This window comes from Neorhizobium sp. T7_12 (genome assembly GCF_002968535.1).
GTDB lineage: Bacteria > Pseudomonadota > Alphaproteobacteria > Rhizobiales > Rhizobiaceae > Neorhizobium > Neorhizobium tomejilense.
In genome coordinates this window covers 37,957-61,293 of record NZ_PVBK01000007.1, presented here as the reverse complement: position 1 = coordinate 61,293, position 23,337 = coordinate 37,957, and the positions used below count along the sequence as shown (strand labels likewise).

Genomic DNA, 23,337 nt, shown 5'->3' with positions numbered 1-23,337 from the left:
GGCCCCGCATAATTCACCGTGTCGTGGCCGAGCAGCAACAGCCCGCGGTCTTGCGGCCGCGGGCTGGCATTTGATTAGAAGTCGCGCTGCAGGCGGACGATACCCTGTACCGTACCGTCTTCGTCGCCAACTTCCACGTAGTTTACAGCAACCTTGGCAGCGAAGTTTTCGACGATCTGGTAGTTGACGGTTACGCCAGCGCCCCAGGCATCGTCGCCGAAGAAGTCGCCGTCTGCATCAGCTTCCGTATTCCAGATGTACTGGGCTTCCGGAATGATTTCGAGCTTGTCGGTCGCCTTGAAGGAATAGGCAACGGCCACAGCTGCTTCACCAGCGGCGGTATCGGTTACGCCGTAGTAGGCATTGTCACCCGACGACCAAACGCCGGAGAGGTAGAAAGTGCCCGGACCGACGGCCACGGAGCCGATCGCACGGACAGCGCCGTCTTCGGCGCCGAAGTCATAGGAACCAAGCAGTTCGAGCTTGGCCGGGCCGATCGCTGCCTGAACGATAGCCTCGATACCGACGTTCTGACCGCCATCGCCAATGGCGCGCGACAACTCATCGACTTGGATACCAGCGGTGAAGGCGCTTCCGGTGTAAACATACTGAATGGAATTCAGACGGTTCGAACCGAGATTGTCAAGTTCGCCCGGGAGGTCGTTTGCATCCCACCAGTTCAACCAGCGGCCAACCCTGAAGCCACCCAGCTGGATATAAGCTTCGTTGATGTAGACGGTGTTTGCATTCGATGAATAAAGCGTATCATTGCCGTATTCAAAACGTAGCGAAGCAACGCTGGTCAGTGTGCCAAGCTCAGTATCCGACTTAGCAGTGACGTCAAGTTGCGCACGGGTAAAAGAATCCCAGTCATCGCCACCCGGAAGATCTCCATTCGGATCATAAGCATCCTCACCGAAGCCGACTTCGAAACGGACATAGCCGCCGATCTTGAGGCAGGTTTCAGTGCCCGGGATGTAGAAGTAACCAGTGCCGAACGCGTCGCAGACGCGAACGTATTCCATGGGCTCCGGTTCGGCAGCGACGATGGCGTCGGCAGCCTGAGCGCCGGAAACTGCCGCGAGAGCCGCTGCAGAACCGAGAAGAAGGCTCTTAATGTTCACTTTATTGACCTCCAGATCAATTTCTCTGAATGCTGATTCATGCCCGCCCTAATACTGGCAAACACGGAAAGGCCGCGTAAGCAGCCATATCCCCCGGTCGTATCTCCCCACGCAGCGGCCTTAAGGCCGTCTTTTTATGAAAGAACTCCCCCGGCGAACCGGGGGAGTTCCATTATGATTAGAACGTGCGATCGAGACGAACGAAGCCATCCCAGAACTTGTCGGCGGGAGTTTCGTTGTAGTTTGCAGTTACCTTGGCAACAAAACCAGGAACGATGGTGTAGTCCAGGGTCAGACCAGCGCGCCAAGCACTGTCGCCACCCCAGTCACCGTCCAGATCAGGTTCGGCGTTCCAGATATAGGTGCCGCCCGGAGTCAGGGTCAACTTGTCCGAAAGCTTGACAGCATAAGATGCTGCGAGCGCCCATTCACCACGGTCATAGTAAGCCTGAGTCACGTCTTCGCCGAGACCGCTCGACCAAACGACAAGACCCTGCAGCGTTCCCGGGCCGACCGGAGCCGATACGAGTGCGCGGATTGCGCCTGCTTCGGCTTCGAAGTCATATGCGCCGAGAAGGTCGAAAGCCACCGAGCCGAACTTGGTGCTTACGATACCTTCGAGACCAACGTTCTGGCCGCCAGCACCGATGGCGCGGGACAGTTCGTCAACCTGAACACCGGCGGTGAAGGCGCTACCCGTGTAGAAGTAGCCGACCGAGTTCATGCGGGTCGTGCCGAAGCCCGAGTTCCAGTCGCTTTCGCCGTTGATGCCCTTATCCCAAGGGTTGTAGTAGCGACCGACCTTGAAACCACCGAGCTGGATGTAGGCTTCGTTGATGTAGACGGTATTGGCGTTCGACGAGTAAATCGTGTCAGCGCCATATTCAAAGCGCAACGAAGCAACACTCGTCAGAGTGCCAAGTTCGGTGTCGCTCTTGGCAGTTACGTCGAGCTGCGCGCGGACAAAAGAGTCCCACTTGTCGCCGTCACGAACCGCGCCTGGGGCGTAAACGCCGTTAGCGCGAACAGTATTGCTGGTTGTAGATTCGCCCAAGCTGGTCTCGAAACGGACATAACCGCCGATCTTGAGGCAGGTTTCGGTGCCCGGGATGTAGAAGTAGCCAGTGCCGAAAGCGTCGCAAACGCGAACGTATTCCATGGGCTCCGGTTCAGCAGCTACGATGGCGTCAGCTGCCTGAGCGCCGGAGACTGCTGCGAGGGCAGCAGCGGAGCCGAGAAGAAGGCTCTTGATGTTCATTTTTGACCTCCAGTCAAAGTTTCGTATGGGTCTGGGTTCTTTTTGCTGAAGGACAGCGTTCCCTGCCCCATCCCCGTCGATTGCTAGAAGAAGGACGATCCACCGCCTCGCTTCTGGATTTGAAAATACAAGACGGGGGAGGTCATGCAATCTGGAACTTCAATCGGGCGCCCTTCCGGTACCCGCTTCCCATAAGTCTGTTGCCGAAAGGACACAAAGCCGGGGGCCGCCTTAGGTGGTATTTTACGCTTTGTTAAGAAAGGGCTTATCTGGCAGCCACTTAGCGCCTCGGGAAAGCTCCGGAGGGGAATCACCTCGCCCACCACGGGGGCGCGACTGCGCGGTCCTGCGAGCAATGCGCAAAGGTCGATCAGAGCGGGATTGGATTTGAGGATTGGGCCGGCGTTTCGAGCCTGGAATGGCGGAGAAGATGGGATTCGAACCCACGATACCCTCTCGGGTATACTCCCTTAGCAGGGGAGCGCCTTCGACCACTCGGCCACCTCTCCGGTCGGGCCTGATTATTGGGAAACGATATCGATGGCAAGGTCTTTTATGGAAATGTCATGCGATTCCCACCAGTCACGACACGCGAATCGCAACAAGTGATTCCATTCCCGCAGCTTCAGTGATTCTCAGTAGCCCGAACGCTGCTTGCCGACGCCACCGCCACGGCCGTAACGGCCGGCCAGCGATCGCAGTGCGCCGGAAAATTCGGTGACATCGGCGCCGACGGCCACGAAGCTCGCGCCGAGATCTAGATAATGGCGGTTCAGGGTTTCGCTGAACGTCAGGATGCCGGCCGCCTTGCCGGATTTCACGATCGTGCTGATCGCCTTCTCGATCACCTCCTGGACCTCCGGAGCCTCCATTCGGCCGAGATAACCCATGTCGGCCGAAAGATCGGCCGGGCCGATGAAGACGCCGTCGACACCGTCCACCGCGGCGATGTTCTCCAGGTCGCGGATCGAGGCCATGGTTTCGGCCTGGACGATCAGGCAGATTTCGTCGGCGGCCGTCTCGGCATAGTCGGGAATGGAGTTGAAGCCGGAGGCGCGGGCGACGGCGGCGCCGACGCCGCGCACCCCGCGTGGCGGATAACGCACGGCCCGGACGAGTTCCCTCGCCTGTTCGGCCGAATCGACCATCGGCACCAGCAGCGTGCGGGCACCGATGTCGAGCATCTGCTTGATGACCCAGGTCTCGCCGACCGGCGGCCGCACGACTACCTCCGAAGGCGAGGTGGCAAGCGCCTGCAATTGCGCCAGAATGCTGCGCAGGTCGTTGGGGCCGTGCTCGCCGTCGATCACCAGCCAGTCGAAACCGGCATGGCCGGCGATCTCGGCTGTCAGCGCCTCTCCCATGTTCAGCCAAAGGCCGATCTGCGGCTGGCGGGCCTTCAGCGCCGCCTTGAAGTGATTCTTCGGAGACGGCATGGCGTTTCCCTTCAGGAGAGGAGCTGTTTCAGGTCGGCGGCCGGATCGGCGAGGATGGCGCGGCTCGGTTCGATGCCGCTGTCGAGCAGCTTCTTGCCGCTCACATAGGCCTTGGCATCGTTGATCGCGTCGACGGCGATGAAGCGGCCCTCGCGGAAATACCAGATCGACAGGCTTCCCTCGCGGGCGCCCTTGCGCACCAGCGTCTCGTCATATCCCATGTTGAAGCCGGCGATCTGCAGCTTCACATCGTACTGGTCGGACCAGAACCAGGGCTTTGCGTCATAGGGCGCCGAGCCGCCGGCAAGGATCGCCGCGGCGGCTTCCGCCTGGTCGACGGCGTTCTGTACCGATTCGAGACGGATGCGCTCGCCCTTCCAGGGCAGCATGGCGCAGTCGCCCATGGCGAAGATGGACGGATCCGAGGTGCGGGCGAACTCGTCGACGATCACGCCGTTGCCAACGTCGAGGCCACATTCCTGCGCCAGTTCGTCGTTCGGCTTGACGCCGATGCCGACGATGACGAAATCGACCTCGAGGGTGCTCCCGTCGGAGAGTTCAGCGGCGCGCACGTGTTTCCCTTCCGGGCCGCCTCCACCTACCAGGCGATGCAGGCCGGTCCTTTCGCGGATGATCACGCCGTGGCTGTCGTGAATGGCGCGCATCACGTCGGCGGTCTCTTTTGCAGCGACGCGCTGGAGGATGCGGTCGGCCATTTCGATCAACGTCACTTCGAGGCCGAGATGACGGGCGACGGCGGCCGCTTCGAGGCCGATATAACCGCCGCCTATAATAAGGAGCCGGCGGCCCGGCTTCATCTCGCCGGCGAGCAGGTCGGCATCGCGCTTGTCGCGTACGGTGAAGACGCCGTCGAGATCGCCGCCGACACTTGCCGGCAGCGTGCGCGGCGTCGAGCCGGTGGCGAGCGCCAGGGTGTCGTATTCAAGCACGGCACCGTCCTGCATACGGACGGACTTTGCCTTGCGGTCGATCTCCTCGACATAGGTCGAGAGCAGAAGCTCGACATCGTTTTCGGCAAACCAGGTTTCGGGCCGGAAGGTCAGCCGCTCGAACTCCATTTCGCCGAGCAGATATTTCTTGGAAAGCGGCGGGCGCTGGTAGGGGATCACGTTTTCCGAACCGATGATCGTAATCGGCCGCGCATCCTTCAGGGCCCGGAGTTTTGCAGCGAGCGCGAAACCCGCCTGGCCCGCACCAATTATCACCAACCTGCCCGTCACGTCTCGCTCCCCACACCGATCATGGTTTCGTTGATAGCACCACCAATCCGATCGCAAGGGGTATCCCCGCGACACTGGTCCGTCAACAACGCGACATGGCCGATTATGCGCAATGAGTTCGCAGCTGTCCCACACGGAAAGGAAAAACCGCCTCTACAGCGTTAAAACCGGGATTTGTCTCCAATATCCCCGCCGATCCGTCGCATTTTATCATTCCGTTTCAGAATGTGTCAGCGGAGGAGGAATATAGTCACAGAGTAGGAATGAAAACGGGAGGGTGTGATGCCCTTGACTATGGACCAGGACACCAGAAAAGACGGCCCGCGCGACCGGGCCTTCGAGAAGTTCACGATCGACCGCCCCGGCAAGGTCATCCTTGTCGGCCATCATCTCAGCACCAAAACCAGCTTCCGCTGCCTGATCCGCAGCATCTCGCTCTACGGTGCGGAAATCGAGGTCGGCCCGACCCTGCCGATGCCGAACAACTTCTTCCTCGAAATCCTCGGCATCCATGACGACATCGGATGCACGGTGATCCGCCGCGAAGAAGAGAAGGTCACCGTCGGCTTCAACATGCTGATCGACGCCGAGTTTCTGCATCACGTGATCCGGCTGAGCTTCGAGACGAGTCATTGACGGGCAGATAGTCCCGCGGTCGGGGGACCTTTTCCTCCCGCTTATGGCCGCCGCTCGCCAGCCGCGACAGAAACGGCACGACCCACAGCAGCCCAGCCCATTCGGCACCCTCGAGGGGATCGGCCATCGGATGCCGAAGCCCGTTCAGGCAGCACCTGTCCTTTCCCTTGTTCAGCTGTTCCCAAAGTCTCACCCAGTTGAGAAGCATGGCGGTCACTCCATCTATGATGCGATGCCATCGAGCTAGTGATTTGCCGCTCGGCTTGTAGACGCGCCGGCGAAAGCTGCTTTTCATCCATGAACGATGGGAAGATCACCGGTGAAACGATATGGTGCCTGATATGACGGACGCGGGCTGGGACGATCTCAAACTGTTCCTGCATGTGGCGAGCGAAGGGGGCTTGAGCGGCGCCGCCGCCCGCACGGGCCTCAGTGCCCCGACGATCGGTCGGCGGATGCTGGCGCTCGAGCGGGCAACCGGCCGGACCCTGTTCGTGCGCAGCCAGCAGGGCTATCGGCTGGCGCCGGATGGAGAAACGCTGCTCGAACACGTCCGCGCCATGCAAAGGACCGCTGACAGCATTGCCGACTGGAACGCGCAGGCCTTTGCCATGCCGATCGTCTCGATCGGCGCCGATGCCTGGCTTTCCGGTTACATCGGCGAGCACACGCCGGAGATCAGGGGCAGAGAGGACCGGTTCCGGCTCTGCTGCAAGTCTTTGCACAAGGGCGTCGATTTCACCTATCGCGAGGCGGATATCGGGATCGTCGCCCGGAGGCCGGAATCGGGCAATGTGGCGATCCGCCGATCGGTCGTCGTCGCACACTCTATATATAGGGCGAAGAGCCTTGCCGAAGACGAGACCATGCCCTGGGTTTCGCTCGGCACCGACAACTCCCATTCCCCGGCCGATAAATGGGTGTTCCAGAATCACGAGGCCGATATTCGGACCTGGACCAATTCCCCGGATATCCTGCCGAGACTGATCGCCCGCGGCAACGGGCGCGGCGTGCTGCCGTGCTTCATCGGCGATTCCGTTCCCGGCCTGGTGCGCGAGGGCGGCATCATCGCAGAGCTCACCTATACAATGTGGATCGTCGCCAATGACGACGACCGGCACCGGCCGGAGGTACGTCAGGTCATCGAAAGGCTCGGCGCGCTTTTCAAACGGGAGGCGAAAAGATTTAGCGGCGATCAAGCCTAATCGAGCCCAAGCAGACTTGCATGCCGGTGAATCGATCCTATTGTGTGCCGGTTTTAAAAGAACCGGAACTGAAGTCCATGCCCGCATTCTCGCGCTTTACGCCGCTGATCAGCGCCCTTCCCGCCACCGTCCCCTTCGTCGGGCCCGAGGCCATCGAGCGCAATCGCGGCCTCATGGTGAAGGCTCGCATCGGCGCCAATGAAAACGGCTTCGGCCCTGCGCCTTCCGTCATCGAGGCGATCAGTGCTGCGGCGACAAGCACCTGGAAATATGCGGATCCGGAAAATTTCGAACTGAAGCAGGCGCTCGCCGCGCATCTGCGCTGTCAGATCAACAACATTGCCGTCGGCGAAGGCATAGACAGCCTGCTCGGGCTAATCGTGCGGATGGTGATCGAGCCGGGCATGCCGGTCGTCACCTCGTTCGGCGCCTATCCGACGTTCAACTTCCACGTGGCCGGCCATGGCGGCCGGCTGGTGACGGTGCCTTACGTCGACGACCGCGAAAACCTCGACGGGCTGTTGGAAGCCGTTCGCCGTGAAAACGCGCCGCTGGTCTATTTCGCCAATCCCGACAATCCGATGGGAAGCTGGTGGGATGCCGACAGCATCGTCGCTTTTGCCAAGGCGCTGCCGGAAACCTGCCTGATGATTCTCGACGAAGCCTATTGCGAGACAGGCCCGGCCGGCGCGACGCCCGATATCGCCGCCCTGATCGACCGGCCGAACATCATCCGCACCCGGACCTTCTCAAAGGCCTACGGCATGGCCGGCTCGCGGGTGGGTTATGCGATCTCGACGCCCGGCACTGCTGAGGCCTTCGACAAGATCCGCAATCATTTCGGCATGAACCGGATCGGTATCGCCTCGGCACTCGCGGCGCTGAAAGACCAGGCCTACCTCTCCCAGGTGATCGGGCAGATCAAGGCCTCGCGGGACCGGATCGCGGCAATCGCTGAAACCAACGGACTGAAGCCGCTGGCGTCCGCCACCAATTTCGTGGCGATCGATTGCGGCCGCGACGGCGCCTATGCACGCTCGATCGTCGATGGGCTGATGGAGCACGGAGTTTTCATCCGCATGCCGGGTGTTGCGCAGCTCAACCGCTGCATCCGCGTCAGCACGGGCCCGGAATCGGACATGGCACTGTTCGAAGAAGCTCTGCCGAAGGTGCTGAAGGGCCTATAGGTTATACGAAAAACGACCGCGCCGGCCTTGTTCCTGCCGGTCGCGGTCTCAATTTCCGGCGATCGTCCCCGTCTAGACCGACCGCCCTGTCTCCCAATCCCTCATGGGTGCTGTCTTTTGGATTGTTCTCCCGCCGGCCCTCTTGCGGGGCCGGTCAATTCGTTGACCACGGCGCTCCTGAAGGCGCTCAGTGCATGGTCATCCATTCGCGAGCGGCGCGGAGTGCTGCGGCCAGTTGCATCTTGCTCATCGTCTGAGCGAGGTCGGCGCGCAATTCGGCGGCGCGATCGGAGCCTTTGATCGCGGCAATGTTGAGCCATTTGTGTGCGGAGATCAGATCGACGTCGCAACCACGACCGGTCGCATACATCAGGCCCATTTCGCAGAAAGTGTCAGCGCGGGTTTCGCCACCCATGGTGGCCATTCCGGAATTGTTCATTTCAAAGCGTGCCATCGGTTTGATCCCTGTTAAAGCCTGTTGTTCGTCGTCTGCCCTGTTTTTGCCCTTTCGGGCTCCATCCGGATCACCGTCTTCAAGCGGCTGTTTCGATCCTTCCGGCCGGCGATTTTTTCCGCTCGTTTGATGACTTCACTATGCGCCCAACCTTCCAAAAGACGCCTAAAAAGCATGATTAATTCAACGAAAACAAAGTTCAAACGCTTCGTAAATTTGAGTTTTTGTTAAACATGGGATGCCTTGCATTTTAAGGAATTTGCGGAGATTTTTACGAAAAGTTTAGAAAACGATTTAAACCGATCGCTAACTACGAATACGGTTCGGTTCGGTGAACCTGTCTCCAGGGCTGTGGAAAGCCCCGGCCTTCCCGAGCGCTGAAATTCTGCCATATCGGGCCCAAACTCATATTTACCTTTACGTGTGCGTAAGATAAATTTCGGCACGAGTTCGTCCAGAGGGGTGCGAACTGGAGGAAACCGCGCCGTCTGTCTGCTCTCGAAGAGCTCAGCGGCGGAAGCGAAGGAGGAGAACAATCATGATGCGCAGACTGATGCTTGTTGCCGTGCTGGCACTTGCCGCGACCGGAGCCCGGGCCGCAGAGCCGATCGAAGGCAATTGGAAGACCGCCAGCGGCGAGACCGCGGTGATCGGCAAATGCGGCACCGCCTATTGCGTGACGCTGAAGACCGGCAAACATTCGGGCAAGCAGATCGGCAAGCTCTCCGGCAAGGACGGTGAATATAGCGGCGAGATCACCGATCCCGCGGAGGACAAGACCTATAGCGGGTCCGGCTCGGTCAACGGCAATTCGCTTAAGATGAAGGGCTGCGTCCTCGCCATCCTTTGCAAGTCGCAGACGTGGACCCGCCTCTAAGCCGATCGCCCGAATATCGTCCCATATAAGAAGTGCAGAAATGGCCGCGCCGGCAACGGCACGGCCATTTTTGGTTTCCAACCGTCAAGAGGTGCCTGAATATTTTGCTGCGCCGCATCAAGAAAAGGCAATTTGATCACGCGAACGGCATCGATTTGGGGCGTAAAAATTCGCGAAATTTCAATGTCACAGTTTTGTGAAAAGCTTGAATACCTATTGAACACTATTTACGCCACATAAAAGCCTCGAAAATGACATGATTTCCCGAAAATTACACGCAGTCGGTGCAATTCTTTTTCGAACCATATATCACACTGATTTCACTTATTAATTATCTTACCAAATCGTAACTTAATCGATTTATTCGTGGCTTTTTCCGAGAAATAACCACGATAAGCACGTTTTACGTGCATTTTTTCCAAGCAGTTTTCGCTGTCAACGTTTCGTTGACAGCAGTCGCCGAAATGGGGGGCTTCCGGATCGAACCGATCGGTCCGATATCAGCATCGCAAACAGAAATTCACTCTGGTTCGGACCCAAGACCGAACCGAACATAACCTAAGGATAAAGACAATGACCAAGCTCACTTCCGCATTCGCCGCAGCCCTCATCGCTTCGGCCTCGTTCGCTTCCGTCGCCCTCGCTGAAGGCGACTATTACGAAGGCGCCTCCAAGGCTTCCGCCACCGTCGACCACGTTCAGACCGGCAGCATTGCTCAGGATCAACAGAACCAGATCCCGGCTCCGATCGGTCGCGGCGACTACTACGACGGCGCAAACCGCCCGAACTAACCGCAGCTCATTCAAAATACCGAAACAATCTCCGCAGGCCAGGTCGCAAACTAAAAGCCGCGGAACACTCTGAAGGGACTACCACCATGACTAAGATCACTTCCGCTATCGCCGCAGCCCTTATCGCTTCGGCTTCGTTCGCTACCGCCGCTCTAGCTGAAGGCAACTACTACGAAGGCGCTACTCCGCCGTCGGCCGGCCAGCAGCACCCGGCAACACATCAGAAGGCCCAGGGTTCGGCCAGCTACGGCTACACGGGCTCGGTCTCCAACGCCCAGGGTTCGAACCAGTCGTTCGACGGCACAGTCATCCTGAACCGTGGCGACTACTACGAAGGCGCAGTTCGTCCGAACTAACTGCAGCTCATTCAAGACACCAAAACAATCTCCGCAGGCCAGGTCGCAAACTGAAAGCCGCGGGTAACTCTGAAGGGACTACCACCATGACCAAGATCACTTCCGCTATCGCCGCAGCCCTTATTGCTTCGGCTTCGTTCGCTTCCGTCGCCCTCGCTGAAGGCGACTACTACGAAGGCGCCTCCAAGGCTTCCGCTACCGTCGACCACGTTCAGACCGGCAGCATCGGCCAGAAGGTTGATGCCCAGAAGGCCGACGTCAACAGCGGCGACTATTTCGACGGCGCAAACCGCCCGAGCTAATCGCAGCTCATTCAAGATACCGAAACAATCTCCGCAGGCCAGGTCGCAAACTCAAAGCCGCGGGTAACTCTGAAGGGACTACCACCATGACCAAGATCACTTCCGCTATCGCCGCAGCCTTCATCGCTTCGGCTTCCTTCGCCACCGCCGCTCTCGCCGATGAAGGCGACTATTACGAAGGTGCACAGCCCACCCAGCAGGCTCAGTCCGTCCATGGCGCCCGCGTCGACAGCTTCGGCTACACCGGTTCGATCGCTCGCGCCAAGGGTTCCGACCAGTCGAACCAGTCGTTCGACGGCACCGTCATCCTGGACCGTGGCGACTACTACCAAGGCGCAGTTCGTCCGAACTAACCGCCTCCTATTCAAGATATCGCACATATGTCCGCAGGCCGGGTCGCAAACTCACTGCCGCGGGCAACTCTGAAAGGCATAAGACAATGACAAAGATGACTTCCGCCCTCGCCGCAGCGCTGATCGCTTCGGTTTCGTTCGCCGGTGCAGCACTTGCTGAAGGCGACTACTACCAGGGCACCCAGAAGACCGGACCTGCCACAACCATCGATCGCCTGAACACCGGCAGCATCGATCGCCAGGACGGCAAGCTTCCGTTCAACAATGGCGGTGGCCGCGATAACCGTGCTTCCGACCTGGACAGCGGCGACTACTACAGCGGCGTCAACCGCCCGAACTAACCCTGAAGTTCGTTCACCATCGATAGCCGCACAGAGCCCTGCCCGGTGCGGGATCAAACAGACAGCAAACATACGAAAAAAATGAAATACCAGCCGCGCGAGCGGCTGGTATTCGCAGTTCATTCAAGACACCGATTGGAAAGACGGGTCGCAATCGTCTTTCCGGTGCGTGATGGCCGGACTCTGAAACCAGCCATCGAGTTCAAGATTAAGTGAAGCTTTTCCACGAATCAATCACGTTGATGCTCTTCTTCGTGAGATTTCCTGCATTTGGCACCGCGCCGCCGGTTTCCCGCAATATTACAGGCTTTTTGCCGTTCAAAAAAAACCGCTAGTTGGCGGCTCCGCTCCATTTCTATTGGAACGATCCTCCCTTCCAGGGATTTGTACCTCGGACGGAGCGATGAACCTCTCGCTCCGCACCATAAGAACAGATGGAAAGGACAGGACAATGAGAACCTATCTGACTTCCGGTATTGCCGCTCTTATCATTTCAGCAGGTTTTACTGGTGCAGCCATGGCGCAGGATGCCGTCTATCCTGACCCGAACGGCCTGCCGCAATCGCCGCCGACCCTCCAGCAGGATCGCGGCCAGGATCGCGGTCAAGGCGTGGACACCATGTCGACCGGCAGCATCTATCCGAGCACCGGCTACATGTACAACAACAACGCGAGCGGCAATGCCGATCTCGATGGTGGACAGGACGAAGGCGACTACTACGACGGTACGTTGCGTCCGCATAACTAAGCAGTTGCTTCAAGATACCGCATCCCGCGCAGGTCGCACCAATGCACGGGATGACCTCTCCACCGACAGACCAATTTCGAAGCCGGCCCTCGTGGCCGGCTTTTTCATGAACGCGGTGCTCTGCGAGGTGTGCCGACTCCTCGCCGAGGATGAAACCAGCGACGGAGGTCATAGACGATTCGTCGCGCATTCCGCCCCCTTTCGGCGTTAACCATTCTGAACGCTAGATGAAACCCTCTCTCAGGACGCATTCAGCCCCGCGCCTTTATTCTGCCGTCATTGGCTTTGGGGAGAGAACCATGACCATCCTTGCACGCCGCCTGACAATCGTAACGCTGATCATGACCATTTTCGCATTCGCCTTTGCCGCACTCGTCGCCGTTCCGGCGCGCAACGATCTGCGCGTGCATCTTGGCACCGGGGTGCCCTGTTATCATCCCGCCACGCCGAACTGCGTCGCCGCGCTTTGAAAAAAGTTCAGGTGTTCAATCGGCGGGAGCCTTTCAACGTCGTTTGATTGTTATTGAGTTCTCTCTATAATAGCGCATGAACACACGAATCTTTTCCTTGACCCCGCTTTCCTTCATCAGCCCCAGCCCGGTAGAGCCCCGCGCCTTCGACAATCCGGTCGAGGCGGTCGATGCGCTGACCGAACTTTACGAACGCAATACGAAATTCCTGATCGATGCGTTCGGGGCGCTTGCCGATGGTGCGGCCGTGACCGGCCGCTACCGTGCCTGCTATCCGCAGGTCAGCATCGAAACGACCTCCTTCGGCCACGCCGACTCGCGCCTCTCCTACGGCCATGTCTCGTCGCCCGGCGTCTATACGACGACGATCACCCGCCCGAAGCTGTTCCGGCATTACCTGAAAGAGCAGCTCGGCCTCCTGATGCGCAACCACAGCGTTCCGGTGACGATCTCGGAATCGACGACACCGATCCCGCTGCATTTCGCCTTCAGCGAAGGCGCGCATGTGGAAGCATCGGCGACCAGTTCGCTGGCCGACATCTCTTTGCGCGACCTCTTCGACACGCCGGATCTCAACAACACCGACGACCTGATCGCCAACGGCGAATATGACCAGGTGCCCGGAGAGCCGGCGCCGCTTGCGCCGTTCACCGCCCAGCGCATCGACTATTCGCTGGCCCGGCTCAGCCACTATACGGCGACCAGCGCCGATCACTTCCAGAACTTCGTACTGTTCACGAACTACCAGTTCTACATCGACGAATTCGCCACCTGGGCGCGCGAGATGATGGCGCGGGGCGGCGACGGCTATACGGCCTTCGTCGAGCCCGGCAATGTCGTCACGCTTGCAGGCAGCGACAAGCCGGAAACCGACCCGGTCGTCCGCCTGCCGCAGATGCCCGCCTATCACCTGAAGAAAAAGGGTCATGCGGGCATCACGCTCGTCAATATCGGCGTCGGACCTTCGAACGCCAAGACGATCACCGACCATATCGCCGTGCTGCGACCGCATGCCTGGCTGATGGTCGGCCATTGCGCCGGCCTGCGCAACAGCCAGCGCCTCGGCGACTATGTGCTGGCCCATGCCTATGTGCGCGAGGACCACGTGCTCGACGACGACCTGCCTGTATGGATTCCGATCCCGGCGCTTGCCGAAGTGCAGCAGGCGCTCGAAAGCGCCGTCGAAGAGGTCACCGGCTACCAGGGCTTCGAGCTCAAGCGGATCATGCGCACCGGCACGGTCGCGACCATCGACAACCGCAACTGGGAACTGCGCGACCAGCGCGGACCGGTGAAGCGCCTCTCCCAGTCGAGGGCAATCGCCCTGGACATGGAATCGGCGACGATCGCCGCCAACGGGTTCCGCTTCCGGGTGCCCTACGGGACGCTGCTCTGCGTCTCCGACCGGCCGCTGCATGGCGAACTGAAACTGCCCGGCATGGCGACCGCCTTCTACCGTACCCAGGTCAGCCAGCACCTGCAGATCGGCATCCGCGCCGTGCAGAAACTCGCGGCCATGCCGACCGAGACACTGCATTCGCGCAAGCTGAGAAGCTTTTATGAGACGGCGTTTCAGTGATGTTGTGAGGCCAACCACCTTGGTGTATGATTTTCGGAATTCATACACACGAGGTGGCTATGCGCACCAATATCGAACTCGATGATGAACTGATCACCGAAGCAATGGAACTGACCGGCCTGCCGACGAAGAAGGCGACGGTGGAGCAGGCATTGAAGGATCTCGTTCGGATCCGCAGGCAGATGCGCGCGGTCGACAATCTCGAAGGCATCGGTTGGGATGGCGATCTCGATGACATGCGCAAAGACTCCATTCGCTTTGCCGATTGGGGCTTAGAGGGCCGCGAATGATCGTCGCCGACAGCTCGGTCTGGATCTCGTTGTTCCGAAAAGACGATGTCGACGTCGCGGGTAGGCTGCGCTCCTTCATAGCCCAAGGCACTGTTCTTGTCGGCGATATCATCATGCTCGAAGTGCTCCAGGGCGCTCGCGATTACCATCAAGCCCGTTGGATCGAACAAAACTTCCGCGACTTTCCCGCCGCACAAATGCTGTCGCCCTCGCTCGCAGTAAAGGCGGCGGCCAATTACCGACTTCTTCGGGATCGAGGCGTCACCGTGCGGAAGACGATAGATATGATTATCGGCACCTATTGCATCGAACGCGGCCACCGCCTGTTGCATAGGGACAAGGACTACCTGCCGATGGTCGAACATCTCGGCCTGCAGATCGCCTGATCACTCGATCTTTGCCGGCCTCGCCGCCAGCAAGGACAGCGCCGTTCCTACCAGCGACGAAACGATCACCAGCAGATGCGTGTTGACCGCCGCCTGGCCGAGTTCCGCCAGGGGCAGTCCGGCCGTGCCGGCGCCGAAGGCGATGGCGCCGGCGGTGATGCCGGCGGGATAGGTGCCGACGCCGGCCGGTGCATGCATGGGGAGCACCGAAGAAAGTTCGCCGCCGAGCGCACCGCCGAAGCTTGCGGCGATGGACAGCCCGCCAAGCAGGCCGAGGACCCAGGCGAGGACGGCGATCTTGGTGAACCAGTTGATCAGTGTCGCACCCCAGGCACGGGCAAAGGCTTTTGCATCGAGCGGCATGCCGGCTTCGACCTCGTCGAGCAGTTTTTTCGCCTTGTCCGGCAGGACCTTGGCTGCAAGCCGGAAGGTCGGGCCGCGCAGCGCGAAGGCGATAGCCGGCAGGATGAGGAAGGCGAACCAGAGCGCCCAGGTCCAGAGCTTTCCTGTCTGCAGCGCCAGCCCCGTGCCGGCGGCGGCGAGCAGCGCATGCAGATCGAAGAGCCGCATGACCAATAGCGCCGCGGTGCTGCGCGCAACGCCCAGGCCAAACTCGCGCTTCATCAGCAGCGGAAAACTGGCTTCGCCTGTGCGGAAGGGTAGCATGATGTTCAAGAGGTTATGGACCTGGACCAGCCTCAGCAGCGTGCCGAACCGGCCGCCGGTCTCGACGGGAAAGTAGTCGTAGATACGCCAGGTGCGCAGAACGTAGGTGCCAAGCAGCAGCGCCAGCGCTACCGCCGCCGAACCCCAGCCGGCGCTGCTCCACAGCGACACGACGCTCTGCCAGCCCCAGGCCCATTGAATGAAGGCGGCGTAGACGAGAATGATCGCCACTGTTGCGAGCGTCATCGCGTGGCGAATTATCCACGCCCGGCGGCTGGCAACCGGAGAATTCTTCATATAGTAGGGTGCCCCATGTGAAATTTCGGGTTTCGGCCATTATCAGAGGGCCTTCAAGCCCGTGGTTTAGGAGAAACGCAAGGTGCGTACAACAGCAGAGTCGGTGACCAGCCGCATCGAGACGGCCGAGCCGATCGAACTGTCCCTCGTCGTGCCCCTCTTCAACGAAGAAGAAAGCGTGCGCCCGCTGATCGAACGGATCTGCGCGGCGATGGCCGGCTACGCGGCGAACTGGGAACTCATCCTCGTCGACGACGGCAGCACGGACGCGACGATCGCCAATGCCCGCGAAGCGCTGAACCGTCCCGGCCTCGACCTGAAGATCGTCGCGCTGCAGCGCAATTTCGGCCAGACCGCCGCCATGCAGGCCGGCATCAACCAGGCGAACGGCCGGCTGATCGCCACGCTCGACGGCGACCTGCAGAACGACCCGAAGGATATTCCCGGCATGGTAGCCGAGCTGGAGCGGCGCGAGCTGGACCTGCTGGTCGGCTGGCGCAAGAATCGCCAGGACGGGCTGCTGCTGCGCAAGGTGCCCTCCTTCATCGCCAACCGGCTGATCGGCCGCATCACCGGCGTGCGGCTGCATGATTACGGCTGCTCGCTGAAAATCTATCGCGGATCGGTGATCAAGCAGGTCAAGCTGATGGGCGAGATGCACCGCTTCATTCCGGCCTGGGTCGCAGGCGTAGTGCCGAGCTCGCGGATCGGCGAAATGCCGGTGACCCACCATGCGCGCCAGCACGGCGTTTCCAAATACGGGATTTCCCGCACCTTCCGAGTGATTCTCGATCTGCTGTCGGTGATGTTCTTCATGCGTTTCAAGGCGCGGCCCGGGCATTTCTTCGGCTCGCTCGGCCTCGGGCTGGGGGCGCTGTCGGCGATCATCCTCTTCTACCTGTTCATCGACAAGTTCATCATGGGCAACGACATCGGCACACGGCCGCTGTTCCTCATCGGCGTCATGCTGTTCCTGTCGGCGGTACAGATGATCACCACCGGCATTATCGCGGAAATGATCGCCCGCACCTATTACCGCGATGACAACTCGCTCAGCTACATCGTCAGGGAAGTCTATGAGGGCGATGCGGCGCATCAGTGACGCGCTTGCCCGCCGTCCCGACCTCATCCTCCGGCTGATCGCGGCATATTATGTGCTCGCGATCATCCTCAGGGTGCTGCGCTCGGAGGCGCTCGAAAGCGACGAGGCGGAACAGCTCTACCAGTCGCAGTTCCTGCTGATGGGCTACGGCCGTCAGCCGCCGTTCTACAACTGGCTGCAATACGGGGCCGTCCACCTGATCGGCCCGTCGGTCCTTGCGGTCGCGCTGGTCAAGAACCTGCTGCTGTTCCTCACCTGTGCGGTCTATGGGCTTGCGGCGCGGGTGTTGCTGAAAGATCAGCGGCTCGTTGCCATCGCCATGATCGGCGTGATCGCCATGCCGGCGGTCAGCGTCATGGCGCAGCGGGACCTGACGCATGCGATCGCCACGCTGTTTGCCGTCGCGCTGTTCTTCTACGGTTTCCTCAAGACGCTGACGCGGCCGACCCTCTGGACCTATCTGCTCACCGGCATCGCAGTCGGGTTCGGGCTGATCGCCAAGTATAATTTCGTCATCGTGCCCGTCGCGGCGATCCTCGCCATCCTGCCGGAACCGGAGCTGCGCAAGCGCATTCTCGACTGGCGACTGATCCCGGCACTTGCCGTCACAGCGGTGATGTGCCTGCCGCACGGGCTTTGGGTGCTCGGAAACCTGGGCGAAGCGACGGCCGGGACGATCAAGGCGATGCGCGCGGACGCGTCGGGCAACCCCATTCTCGACCGGCTGTCCGGTATCGGCACGCTTCTGGCGGCGGTATTGGCCGGCGGGCTGCCGGTGCTCGCCTTTTTCCTGATCGCCTTCCGGCGGCCGCTCATCGATGCCTGGCGAGCGACGAACCAATGGACGCGGGTGATTGGCCGGACGCTCGTCATCTGCCTGATTGCTGTCGGACTGATCGGGCTCGGTTTCGGCGCCACCAGCATCAGCGAGAAATGGCTGTCACCGTTCCTGGTACTGCTACCCCTCTATCTCTGCCTGAAGCTCGAGGCCGCCAAAGCGGACACCAGCCGCAGCATTCCGCGGCTGCTGTTTCCGGTGGCGGGGCTGGCGCTCGGCTTCGTCGTCTATATCGCGGTTGGCAATTTCATCGGCCCGATGTTCGGCGATTATACCAAGGAAAACCTGCCGTCCGGGCCGTTCATCGAACAGGTGGTGGCGGAGCATGCCGGTGCCAAGCCGGCCTATGTGATCACCGACGACCCCTATCTTGCCGGAAGCGCCCGACTGGAACTGCCGCAGGCCCGCGTGCTGCTGCAAAGTTTCGGGCAGACGCCGCCGCTCGGCGAGGCGGAGAGAAACCGGCCGGGGCTGATCGTCTGGCAGGGAGGCGGGGAAATGCTCGGTGCTCTCAAGCCATATCTGCAGGCGAACGGGGTTGCGGCGGAAGGTTTGGCGCCGGCGACCAAGGTCGTGTCTTATCTCTTCTCAGGTGGGCGGGATAGCGTCACGTTTGGATATGCCTGGGTGGAGCCGGGCAGATAGAGACCAACAGGCTCCCTCTCCCCCCTTGCGGGGGAGATGTCACCGGAGGTGACAGAGGGGGGTAGCGCCGCGAACTCGACTGCCGAAGAGTATGTTGAACCATCCCCCTCTTCCCCTGCCGGGGCATCTCCCCCGCAAGGGGGGAGATTGACTCGTGGCGACCGCTCAGTCCCTTATGCTATCCCGCAAATGATCCAGCGCCGCCCGCAACTTGTCGATCACTTCGTCCACTTCCGAACGACTGATGGTCAGCGCCGGCGAGGCGAGCATGCGGTCGCCGGTGGCGCGCAGGATGAGGCCGTTCTCAACACAGTGATTACGCACCAGCGTGCCGATATCGTCGGGCTTTGCATAACGCCGGCGGGTGCCCTTGTCGGCCGCAAGCTGCAGGCCGCCGATCAGGCCGACGCTTTCGGCCTGGCCGACCACCGCGTGATCCTCCAGGCTTTTCCAGGCAGCGGCAAAATAGGGGCCGATATCGTCGCGGACACGCTCGACCAGCCCCTCCTGCTCGATGATGCGGATGTTTTCGAGCGCAGCGGCAGCTGCAACCGGGTGACCGGAATAGGTGAAGCCGTGGTAGAAATCGCCTAACTCCTCGACCATCACGTCAGCGACGCGGTCGCTGACCAGCACGCCGCCGATCGGCAGATAACCGGAGGACAGGCCCTTGGCGATCGGCGCCAGATCCGGCTCGAAGCCAAAATGCTGGTGGCCGAACCAGGTACCCAGGCGGCCGAAGCCGCAGATCACCTCGTCGGAAACGAGCAGGATGTTGCGCGCCTTGCAGATGCGGGCGATCTCCGGCCAGTAGGTCTCGGGTGGAATGATAACGCCCCCTGCCCCCTGGATCGGCTCGGCGACGAAGGCAGCGACCCGATCCTCGCCGAGTTCGTCGATCTTCGCCTCGAGCTCTCGGGCGACTTTCAGGCCGAATTCGGCAGGCGAGAGATCGCCGCCCTCGGCATACCAATAGGGCTGGTTGATGTGGTGGATGCCCTCAATCGGCAGATTGCCCTGTTCGTGCATCAGCTTCATGCCGCCGAGCGAGGCGCCGGCGACCGTCGAGCCGTGATAGGCGTTCTTGCGGGCGATGACCAAGGTCTTCTCCGGCTTGCCCAGGGCCTTCCAGTAGACCCGCGCCATGCGGAACCAGGTGTCGGTCGCCTCCGAGCCGGAATTGGTGAAGAAGACGCGCTTCAGCTTTTCGCCGGTATGGCAGGCGATCTTCTGGGCGAGCAATGCCGCCGGCGCCGTCGTGGTGCCGAAGAAGGTGTTGTAATAGGGCAGTTCCTGCATCTGGGCATAAGCGGCGTCGGCGATCGACTTGCGGCCGTAACCGACATTGACGCACCAGAGGCCGGCAAAGGCGTCGAGATATTTCTTGCCCGTCGAATCGTAGATATGGACGCCTTCCGCGCGCTGGATGACCCGCGCACCCTTGGCGTTCAGCTGCTTCATGTCCGAGAACGGGTGCAGGTGATGCGCGGCATCGATGGCGGCGAGATTGGAAAGCGGCGGCATATCGGTCATGACTGTCTCTCTGCCCTAGATTGTGCCGTCAATTCTTATCGGCTACGAACAGAGTTCCGCAACACCCCGCAGAAGACATTTCCCATGGCTGACGAGACCGCCCCGCCCCGCATCGAAATCCTGCTCGTCGGCATGAACGGCGACCTGCGCGGCAAGCAGATTCCGCTCGAGGCTGAAAAGAAGGTCTGGGACGGTACGGTGCGCCTGCCCTCCTCCACCCAGTCGCTGGATATCTGGGGCGATGACAACGACGACATTACTGGCCTGTCGCTATCGGTCGGTGATCCGGACGGGATCTGCCTTCCCGACCGACGTAGCCTTGCGCCGATGCCATGGGCGCCGGAAGGGTCGAAGCAGGTTCTCTCGACCATGCACGAATTCGATGGCACGCCTTCCTTCATGGATCCCCGCGCCATCCTCGCAGCCCTTCTCAAGCGCTTCGACGAACGCGGCCTGACGCCGGTCGTGGCGACCGAGCTCGAATTCTACGTGATCGAGGACGATTGGCGCGAGACCGGCAGGCCACGCCCGCCGGCCAGCCTCATGTATCGCGGCGAGCCGAACGGCTTCCAGCTCTACGACATGAGGGCCCTCGATGCGCTCGACGACTATCTGCAGACGGTGCGAGCCTGGGCGAAACTCCAAGACCTGCCGGCCGATGCGACGACCGCGGAATTCGGCCCCGGCCAGTTCGAGATCAATCTCCTGCACCGCGCCGATGCACTGGCGGCCGCCGACGACTGCATCTACCTGAAGCGCATCGCCGAACAGGCGGCCAGGAAACATGGTCTCAAATCCACCTGCATGGCAAAACCCTATGCGGAGCATGCGGGCTCCGGCCTGCATGTGCATGCGAGCATCGTCGACCGGGACGGCAACAATGTGCTGGATGCCAGGGGTGGCGATCCGCTGCGGCTGAAATCTGTCTGCGCTGGAATGTTGAAGACGATGCGCGATGCACAGCTGATCTTCGCGCCGTTTGCCAATTCCTACCGCCGCTTCCAGCCAGGTTCGTTCGCGCCGGTCGATATCGACTGGGGCTACGGTCATCGAGGGACTGCGGTGCGCATTCCGGATGTCCAAGGGCCTGCCGCTCGCATTGAACACCGCGTCGCCGGCGCCGACGTCAATCCGTACCTGCTGCTCACCGCCATCCTCGGCGGCATGCTTTTAGGATTGGACGAAACGCTCGATCCGGGCCCTGCAACCGAACCGGGCAAGGAGCCGCCGATCGGTGCAAACAAGCTGACGCACGACTTCCTGACGGCGGTCGAGGAGTTTTCCGCCTCGCCCTTCATCGCCGACGTGTTTGGCGCGCGATATCAGAAGCTTTACGGCGACACGAAGCGCAAGGAGGCGATCACCTACCTGCGCACGGTCTCGGATTTCGACTATCAGACCTACCTGACGCGGATTTAGGGCTTCATCCATGCTGCGTAGAGAATATCCTTCACGTCAACAAACATAAATACATCGCCTGGCTTGAAGCCGAATGCATCACTCCAGGCGGTGGCGTATGAACCGAGTTCCATGCCGAGTTCACGTAAAGCCGTCTCGTCGCCGGTCGTGGCAGCGTTGATCTCTTCCTCCTTCATCGCGTTCATGAGGTCGCTATAGGTGCTGTTCCCCTCGCTGTCGGGAATGAAGACGATGATGCCGCTCTTGTCCTCGAACTTCACCGAAAGCTCGATCTCGTCTTCGGTGAAACGCTCGCGGTTCTTGACGATCATCTGGGGAAGCACGATTGCGAAGAGGTTTTCGCGCGAAATAGCACCGTCATGGGCCTCCTGCTGCTGTTTCACCAGCTGCATGAATTCCCATCCCCTTTCGGAGATCACCTGCTTCAGCGTCTGCTTGACGGTCAGGTCGGTGACCTTGAATTGATCCGAGTCGATAAATTCCATCGCCTCGGCGGCCAGTTCACCCTTGGCGTCCAGTTCCATGAATGCGACGCTGATCGCAAAGGCGGCCTTCAGCGTCTCTTCAGCGGGCTCTCCGGTAATACCGTTTGCCACCTTGACGAGATCGGCTTTCTTTTCCTTGTCTTCGTCAGTTTCGGCAGGCTGGGCGCTCGCCTGCTGAAGGATCAGCAGAGCCGCAGGTTGAACAGCGGAGATGGAAGTCATGCCGGCCCTCGCCCGCGACGCACCACCCTTGATGGGTATTGCCGCGATTTGTCGGGCGCTTCATGGCCAGACCAACCAATGATTCTATCAATGGTTGAAAATCTAATGCTCCCCACTTAACGAGATATGAACAAGCGGATGCAAGAGGTTGTATTGCAGGCCCTGAACTCGCCCAGATGCCGCTGCCATCCTGTTCCTGCGATTGATTGACCAGCGCATTGACCGCACACGATCGATGTTTAAGCGAATGTTTCAACCTATCTTAAATTCATGGAGGCTAAGGAAGCTTGATATTTGAAGTCTTGCGGCAAAATCGATGCATATTGTTATCGCCAAGTCACTCTTTGCCGGACTTTTGTCCCTGCTCGCATCTCTGGCTCTATCGTTTGCCTTCGTTCCGATGCTGGGCGGGGAAGTCGCCGGTGCCGGCCTGGTGATGACCATCGTTTGCCCGCTTGCTATCTCCATTCCCGCCTCGGCCGTGCTTTTCAGCCAGACAGAACGCGTTCGACGTGCGGAAGCCGTGGCCTCTGACGCACTCGCGAAACTGGCCGCCGCCTACGAGGAACTTCACTGGCAGTCCCGCCGGGACGGACTGACCGGGCTGTTAAACCGCAGCGCCTTCATGGAGGAACTGCAGACCTTCAGCGGGGAGGGTCTAACCGGAGCTCTTATTTTCCTGGATCTCGACCACTTCAAATCGATCAACGATCGCTACGGTCATGCGACCGGTGACGAGGTCCTTCGCCGCACCGGGCAGATACTCGCCACGTATGACGGGCAATTCACCATAGCGGGCCGCCTCGGGGGCGAAGAGTTCGCTCTCTTTCAAGGTGGCCTGACCGTCGACGAGATGTTGAGGTGGTGCAAGGATATCCGTGAACTCATCGAAGGCCTGGATGTGCGCTCCGCCTCACGATCGACCGTTCCGGTGTCGGCCAGCATAGGAGCTATCCACTGTGCTTCTGGCTTCGATCCTCTTGAATGCCTCAGAGCCGCCGATGTGAACCTGTACGAGGCAAAATCGCTCGGGCGAAATCGGGTCGTTTCATCCATCTGAAGATGGCGGCAGAACGGTTCAGATATCGCCGCGAG

26 protein-coding genes and 1 tRNA gene are annotated in these 23,337 nt (G+C 60.3%); 18 read left to right on the top strand and 9 right to left on the bottom strand.

Translation table 11 applies throughout. The annotated features are described in order from the left end of the window. Positions 1–74: 74 nt before the first annotated feature. From C5J26_RS17050 to C5J26_RS17030, 5 genes are all read right to left on the bottom strand, one after another. A complete protein-coding gene (locus C5J26_RS17050) occupies positions 75–1,124 on the bottom strand; it encodes a porin (RefSeq protein ID WP_105402847.1) in 1,050 nt (349 codons plus the stop codon). A 178-nt stretch (positions 1,125–1,302) separates the two neighbouring features. Then, positions 1,303–2,382 (bottom strand): porin, encoded by a 1,080-nt coding sequence (locus C5J26_RS17045; protein ID WP_105402846.1) that lies wholly within the window; start codon positions 2,380–2,382, stop codon positions 1,303–1,305. A 419-nt stretch (positions 2,383–2,801) separates the two neighbouring features. Then, positions 2,802–2,891: transfer RNA gene (locus tag C5J26_RS17040), tRNA-Ser, on the bottom strand. A gap of 126 nt (positions 2,892–3,017) precedes the next feature. Further along, positions 3,018–3,818: an aldolase/citrate lyase family protein gene (locus C5J26_RS17035; protein WP_105402845.1), complete on the bottom strand. Its 801-nt coding sequence runs from the start codon at positions 3,816–3,818 to the stop codon at positions 3,018–3,020. 11 nt (positions 3,819–3,829) lie between these two features. Continuing rightward, positions 3,830–5,059 (bottom strand): NAD(P)/FAD-dependent oxidoreductase, encoded by a 1,230-nt coding sequence (locus tag C5J26_RS17030; protein WP_105402844.1) that lies wholly within the window; start codon positions 5,057–5,059, stop codon positions 3,830–3,832. Positions 5,060–5,341: 282 nt separating this feature from the next. On the opposite strand from C5J26_RS17030, the gene C5J26_RS17025 reads away from it, so the two are divergent. The 3 genes from C5J26_RS17025 (at position 5,342) to C5J26_RS17015 (ending at position 8,087) form a co-directional block, all read left to right on the top strand. Next, entirely contained in the window at positions 5,342–5,695 is a 354-nt protein-coding gene (locus tag C5J26_RS17025; RefSeq protein ID WP_080951253.1) for a PilZ domain-containing protein, read from the top strand. Between the two features lie 341 nt (positions 5,696–6,036). Beyond that, positions 6,037–6,900 (top strand): LysR family transcriptional regulator, encoded by an 864-nt coding sequence (locus C5J26_RS17020; RefSeq protein ID WP_105403002.1) that lies wholly within the window; start codon positions 6,037–6,039, stop codon positions 6,898–6,900. A gap of 77 nt (positions 6,901–6,977) precedes the next feature. Beyond that, entirely contained in the window at positions 6,978–8,087 is a 1,110-nt protein-coding gene (locus C5J26_RS17015) for a pyridoxal phosphate-dependent aminotransferase (RefSeq protein ID WP_105402843.1), read from the top strand. A 187-nt stretch (positions 8,088–8,274) separates the two neighbouring features. Here the strand turns inward: C5J26_RS17015 and C5J26_RS17010 are convergent, their stop codons facing one another. After that, on the bottom strand, positions 8,275–8,541 hold the full coding sequence (locus C5J26_RS17010) for a sel1 repeat family protein (RefSeq protein ID WP_046637522.1): 267 nt from the start codon (positions 8,539–8,541) through the stop codon (positions 8,275–8,277). Between the two features lie 538 nt (positions 8,542–9,079). Here C5J26_RS17010 and C5J26_RS17005 point away from each other — a divergent pair. The 11 genes from C5J26_RS17005 (at position 9,080) to C5J26_RS16960 (ending at position 15,035) form a co-directional block, all read left to right on the top strand. Continuing rightward, on the top strand, positions 9,080–9,418 hold the full coding sequence (locus tag C5J26_RS17005; RefSeq protein WP_046629900.1) for a DUF2147 domain-containing protein: 339 nt from the start codon (positions 9,080–9,082) through the stop codon (positions 9,416–9,418). A gap of 573 nt (positions 9,419–9,991) precedes the next feature. Next, on the top strand, positions 9,992–10,210 hold the full coding sequence (locus tag C5J26_RS17000; protein WP_105402842.1) for a hypothetical protein: 219 nt from the start codon (positions 9,992–9,994) through the stop codon (positions 10,208–10,210). 86 nt (positions 10,211–10,296) lie between these two features. Beyond that, a complete protein-coding gene (locus C5J26_RS16995) occupies positions 10,297–10,566 on the top strand; it encodes a hypothetical protein (RefSeq protein WP_105402841.1) in 270 nt (89 codons plus the stop codon). 86 nt (positions 10,567–10,652) lie between these two features. Then, complete coding sequence (locus C5J26_RS16990; RefSeq protein ID WP_105402840.1) at positions 10,653–10,868, top strand: hypothetical protein; 216 nt, start codon at positions 10,653–10,655, stop codon at positions 10,866–10,868. An 86-nt stretch (positions 10,869–10,954) separates the two neighbouring features. Then, entirely contained in the window at positions 10,955–11,221 is a 267-nt protein-coding gene (locus C5J26_RS16985; protein WP_105402839.1) for a hypothetical protein, read from the top strand. Positions 11,222–11,307: 86 nt separating this feature from the next. Further along, positions 11,308–11,562, top strand: a complete 255-nt coding sequence (locus C5J26_RS16980; RefSeq protein WP_105402838.1) for a hypothetical protein — start codon at positions 11,308–11,310, stop codon at positions 11,560–11,562. A 451-nt stretch (positions 11,563–12,013) separates the two neighbouring features. Then, on the top strand, positions 12,014–12,310 hold the full coding sequence (locus C5J26_RS16975; protein ID WP_105402837.1) for a hypothetical protein: 297 nt from the start codon (positions 12,014–12,016) through the stop codon (positions 12,308–12,310). 299 nt (positions 12,311–12,609) lie between these two features. After that, positions 12,610–12,780 carry a hypothetical protein gene (locus C5J26_RS32745; protein ID WP_156376348.1) on the top strand — a complete coding sequence of 57 codons (171 nt, stop codon included), beginning with the start codon at positions 12,610–12,612 and terminating at the stop codon, positions 12,778–12,780. Between the two features lie 76 nt (positions 12,781–12,856). Beyond that, positions 12,857–14,359, top strand: a complete 1,503-nt coding sequence (gene amn, locus C5J26_RS16970) for an AMP nucleosidase (protein WP_105402836.1) — start codon at positions 12,857–12,859, stop codon at positions 14,357–14,359. A gap of 59 nt (positions 14,360–14,418) precedes the next feature. Continuing rightward, positions 14,419–14,649 carry a type II toxin-antitoxin system VapB family antitoxin gene (locus tag C5J26_RS16965; RefSeq protein WP_105402835.1) on the top strand — a complete coding sequence of 77 codons (231 nt, stop codon included), beginning with the start codon at positions 14,419–14,421 and terminating at the stop codon, positions 14,647–14,649. Further along, entirely contained in the window at positions 14,646–15,035 is a 390-nt protein-coding gene (locus C5J26_RS16960; protein ID WP_105402834.1) for a PIN domain nuclease, read from the top strand. Before C5J26_RS16965 ends, C5J26_RS16960 begins: the two co-directional genes overlap by 4 nt. On the opposite strand, the gene C5J26_RS16955 is transcribed toward C5J26_RS16960, so the two are convergent. Beyond that, a complete protein-coding gene (locus tag C5J26_RS16955; RefSeq protein WP_105402833.1) occupies positions 15,036–15,998 on the bottom strand; it encodes a lysylphosphatidylglycerol synthase transmembrane domain-containing protein in 963 nt (320 codons plus the stop codon). An 82-nt stretch (positions 15,999–16,080) separates the two neighbouring features. Here C5J26_RS16955 and C5J26_RS16950 point away from each other — a divergent pair, with 82 nt between their 5' ends. Both C5J26_RS16950 and C5J26_RS16945 read left to right on the top strand, forming a co-directional pair. Further along, positions 16,081–17,100 carry a glycosyltransferase family 2 protein gene (locus C5J26_RS16950; RefSeq protein WP_105402832.1) on the top strand — a complete coding sequence of 340 codons (1,020 nt, stop codon included), beginning with the start codon at positions 16,081–16,083 and terminating at the stop codon, positions 17,098–17,100. Further along, positions 17,084–18,583 carry a glycosyltransferase family 39 protein gene (locus C5J26_RS16945; RefSeq protein WP_172745880.1) on the top strand — a complete coding sequence of 500 codons (1,500 nt, stop codon included), beginning with the start codon at positions 17,084–17,086 and terminating at the stop codon, positions 18,581–18,583. Before C5J26_RS16950 ends, C5J26_RS16945 begins: the two co-directional genes overlap by 17 nt. Positions 18,584–18,748: 165 nt before the next feature. Here the strand turns inward: C5J26_RS16945 and C5J26_RS16940 are convergent, their stop codons facing one another. Continuing rightward, entirely contained in the window at positions 18,749–20,116 is a 1,368-nt protein-coding gene (locus C5J26_RS16940) for an aspartate aminotransferase family protein (RefSeq protein WP_105402830.1), read from the bottom strand. Between the two features lie 84 nt (positions 20,117–20,200). Between C5J26_RS16940 and C5J26_RS16935 the strand changes: the two genes are divergently transcribed. Then, a complete protein-coding gene (locus tag C5J26_RS16935; protein ID WP_105402829.1) occupies positions 20,201–21,535 on the top strand; it encodes a glutamine synthetase family protein in 1,335 nt (444 codons plus the stop codon). On the opposite strand, the gene C5J26_RS16930 is transcribed toward C5J26_RS16935, so the two are convergent. Further along, complete coding sequence (locus C5J26_RS16930) at positions 21,532–22,242, bottom strand: hypothetical protein (protein ID WP_105402828.1); 711 nt, start codon at positions 22,240–22,242, stop codon at positions 21,532–21,534. The two genes, C5J26_RS16935 and C5J26_RS16930, sit on opposite strands and share 4 nt — an antisense overlap. A gap of 316 nt (positions 22,243–22,558) precedes the next feature. Between C5J26_RS16930 and C5J26_RS16925 the strand changes: the two genes are divergently transcribed. Further along, positions 22,559–23,302, top strand: a complete 744-nt coding sequence (locus C5J26_RS16925) for a GGDEF domain-containing protein (protein WP_105402827.1) — start codon at positions 22,559–22,561, stop codon at positions 23,300–23,302. Positions 23,303–23,337 lie beyond the last annotated feature (35 nt).

Coding starts and splice junctions, on each gene's coding strand:
- C5J26_RS17045 (WP_105402846.1), bottom strand. CDS start 2,382: ATGAACATCAAGAGCCTTCTTCTCGGCTCCGCTGCTGCCCTCGCAGCA.
- C5J26_RS17035 (WP_105402845.1), bottom strand. CDS start 3,818: ATGCCGTCTCCGAAGAATCACTTCAAGGCGGCGCTGAAGGCCCGCCAG.
- C5J26_RS17025 (WP_080951253.1), top strand. CDS start 5,342: ATGCCCTTGACTATGGACCAGGACACCAGAAAAGACGGCCCGCGCGAC.
- C5J26_RS17020 (WP_105403002.1), top strand. CDS start 6,037: ATGACGGACGCGGGCTGGGACGATCTCAAACTGTTCCTGCATGTGGCG.
- C5J26_RS17015 (WP_105402843.1), top strand. CDS start 6,978: ATGCCCGCATTCTCGCGCTTTACGCCGCTGATCAGCGCCCTTCCCGCC.
- C5J26_RS17010 (WP_046637522.1), bottom strand. CDS start 8,541: ATGGCACGCTTTGAAATGAACAATTCCGGAATGGCCACCATGGGTGGC.
- C5J26_RS17005 (WP_046629900.1), top strand. CDS start 9,080: ATGATGCGCAGACTGATGCTTGTTGCCGTGCTGGCACTTGCCGCGACC.
- C5J26_RS17000 (WP_105402842.1), top strand. CDS start 9,992: ATGACCAAGCTCACTTCCGCATTCGCCGCAGCCCTCATCGCTTCGGCC.
- C5J26_RS16995 (WP_105402841.1), top strand. CDS start 10,297: ATGACTAAGATCACTTCCGCTATCGCCGCAGCCCTTATCGCTTCGGCT.
- C5J26_RS16990 (WP_105402840.1), top strand. CDS start 10,653: ATGACCAAGATCACTTCCGCTATCGCCGCAGCCCTTATTGCTTCGGCT.
- C5J26_RS16985 (WP_105402839.1), top strand. CDS start 10,955: ATGACCAAGATCACTTCCGCTATCGCCGCAGCCTTCATCGCTTCGGCT.
- C5J26_RS16980 (WP_105402838.1), top strand. CDS start 11,308: ATGACAAAGATGACTTCCGCCCTCGCCGCAGCGCTGATCGCTTCGGTT.
- C5J26_RS16975 (WP_105402837.1), top strand. CDS start 12,014: ATGAGAACCTATCTGACTTCCGGTATTGCCGCTCTTATCATTTCAGCA.
- C5J26_RS32745 (WP_156376348.1), top strand. CDS start 12,610: ATGACCATCCTTGCACGCCGCCTGACAATCGTAACGCTGATCATGACC.
- amn (WP_105402836.1), top strand. CDS start 12,857: ATGAACACACGAATCTTTTCCTTGACCCCGCTTTCCTTCATCAGCCCC.
- C5J26_RS16965 (WP_105402835.1), top strand. CDS start 14,419: ATGCGCACCAATATCGAACTCGATGATGAACTGATCACCGAAGCAATG.
- C5J26_RS16960 (WP_105402834.1), top strand. CDS start 14,646: ATGATCGTCGCCGACAGCTCGGTCTGGATCTCGTTGTTCCGAAAAGAC.
- C5J26_RS16955 (WP_105402833.1), bottom strand. CDS start 15,998: ATGAAGAATTCTCCGGTTGCCAGCCGCCGGGCGTGGATAATTCGCCAC.
- C5J26_RS16945 (WP_172745880.1), top strand. CDS start 17,084: ATGCGGCGCATCAGTGACGCGCTTGCCCGCCGTCCCGACCTCATCCTC.
- C5J26_RS16940 (WP_105402830.1), bottom strand. CDS start 20,116: ATGACCGATATGCCGCCGCTTTCCAATCTCGCCGCCATCGATGCCGCG.
- C5J26_RS16935 (WP_105402829.1), top strand. CDS start 20,201: ATGGCTGACGAGACCGCCCCGCCCCGCATCGAAATCCTGCTCGTCGGC.
- C5J26_RS16930 (WP_105402828.1), bottom strand. CDS start 22,242: ATGACTTCCATCTCCGCTGTTCAACCTGCGGCTCTGCTGATCCTTCAG.
- C5J26_RS16925 (WP_105402827.1), top strand. CDS start 22,559: ATGCATATTGTTATCGCCAAGTCACTCTTTGCCGGACTTTTGTCCCTG.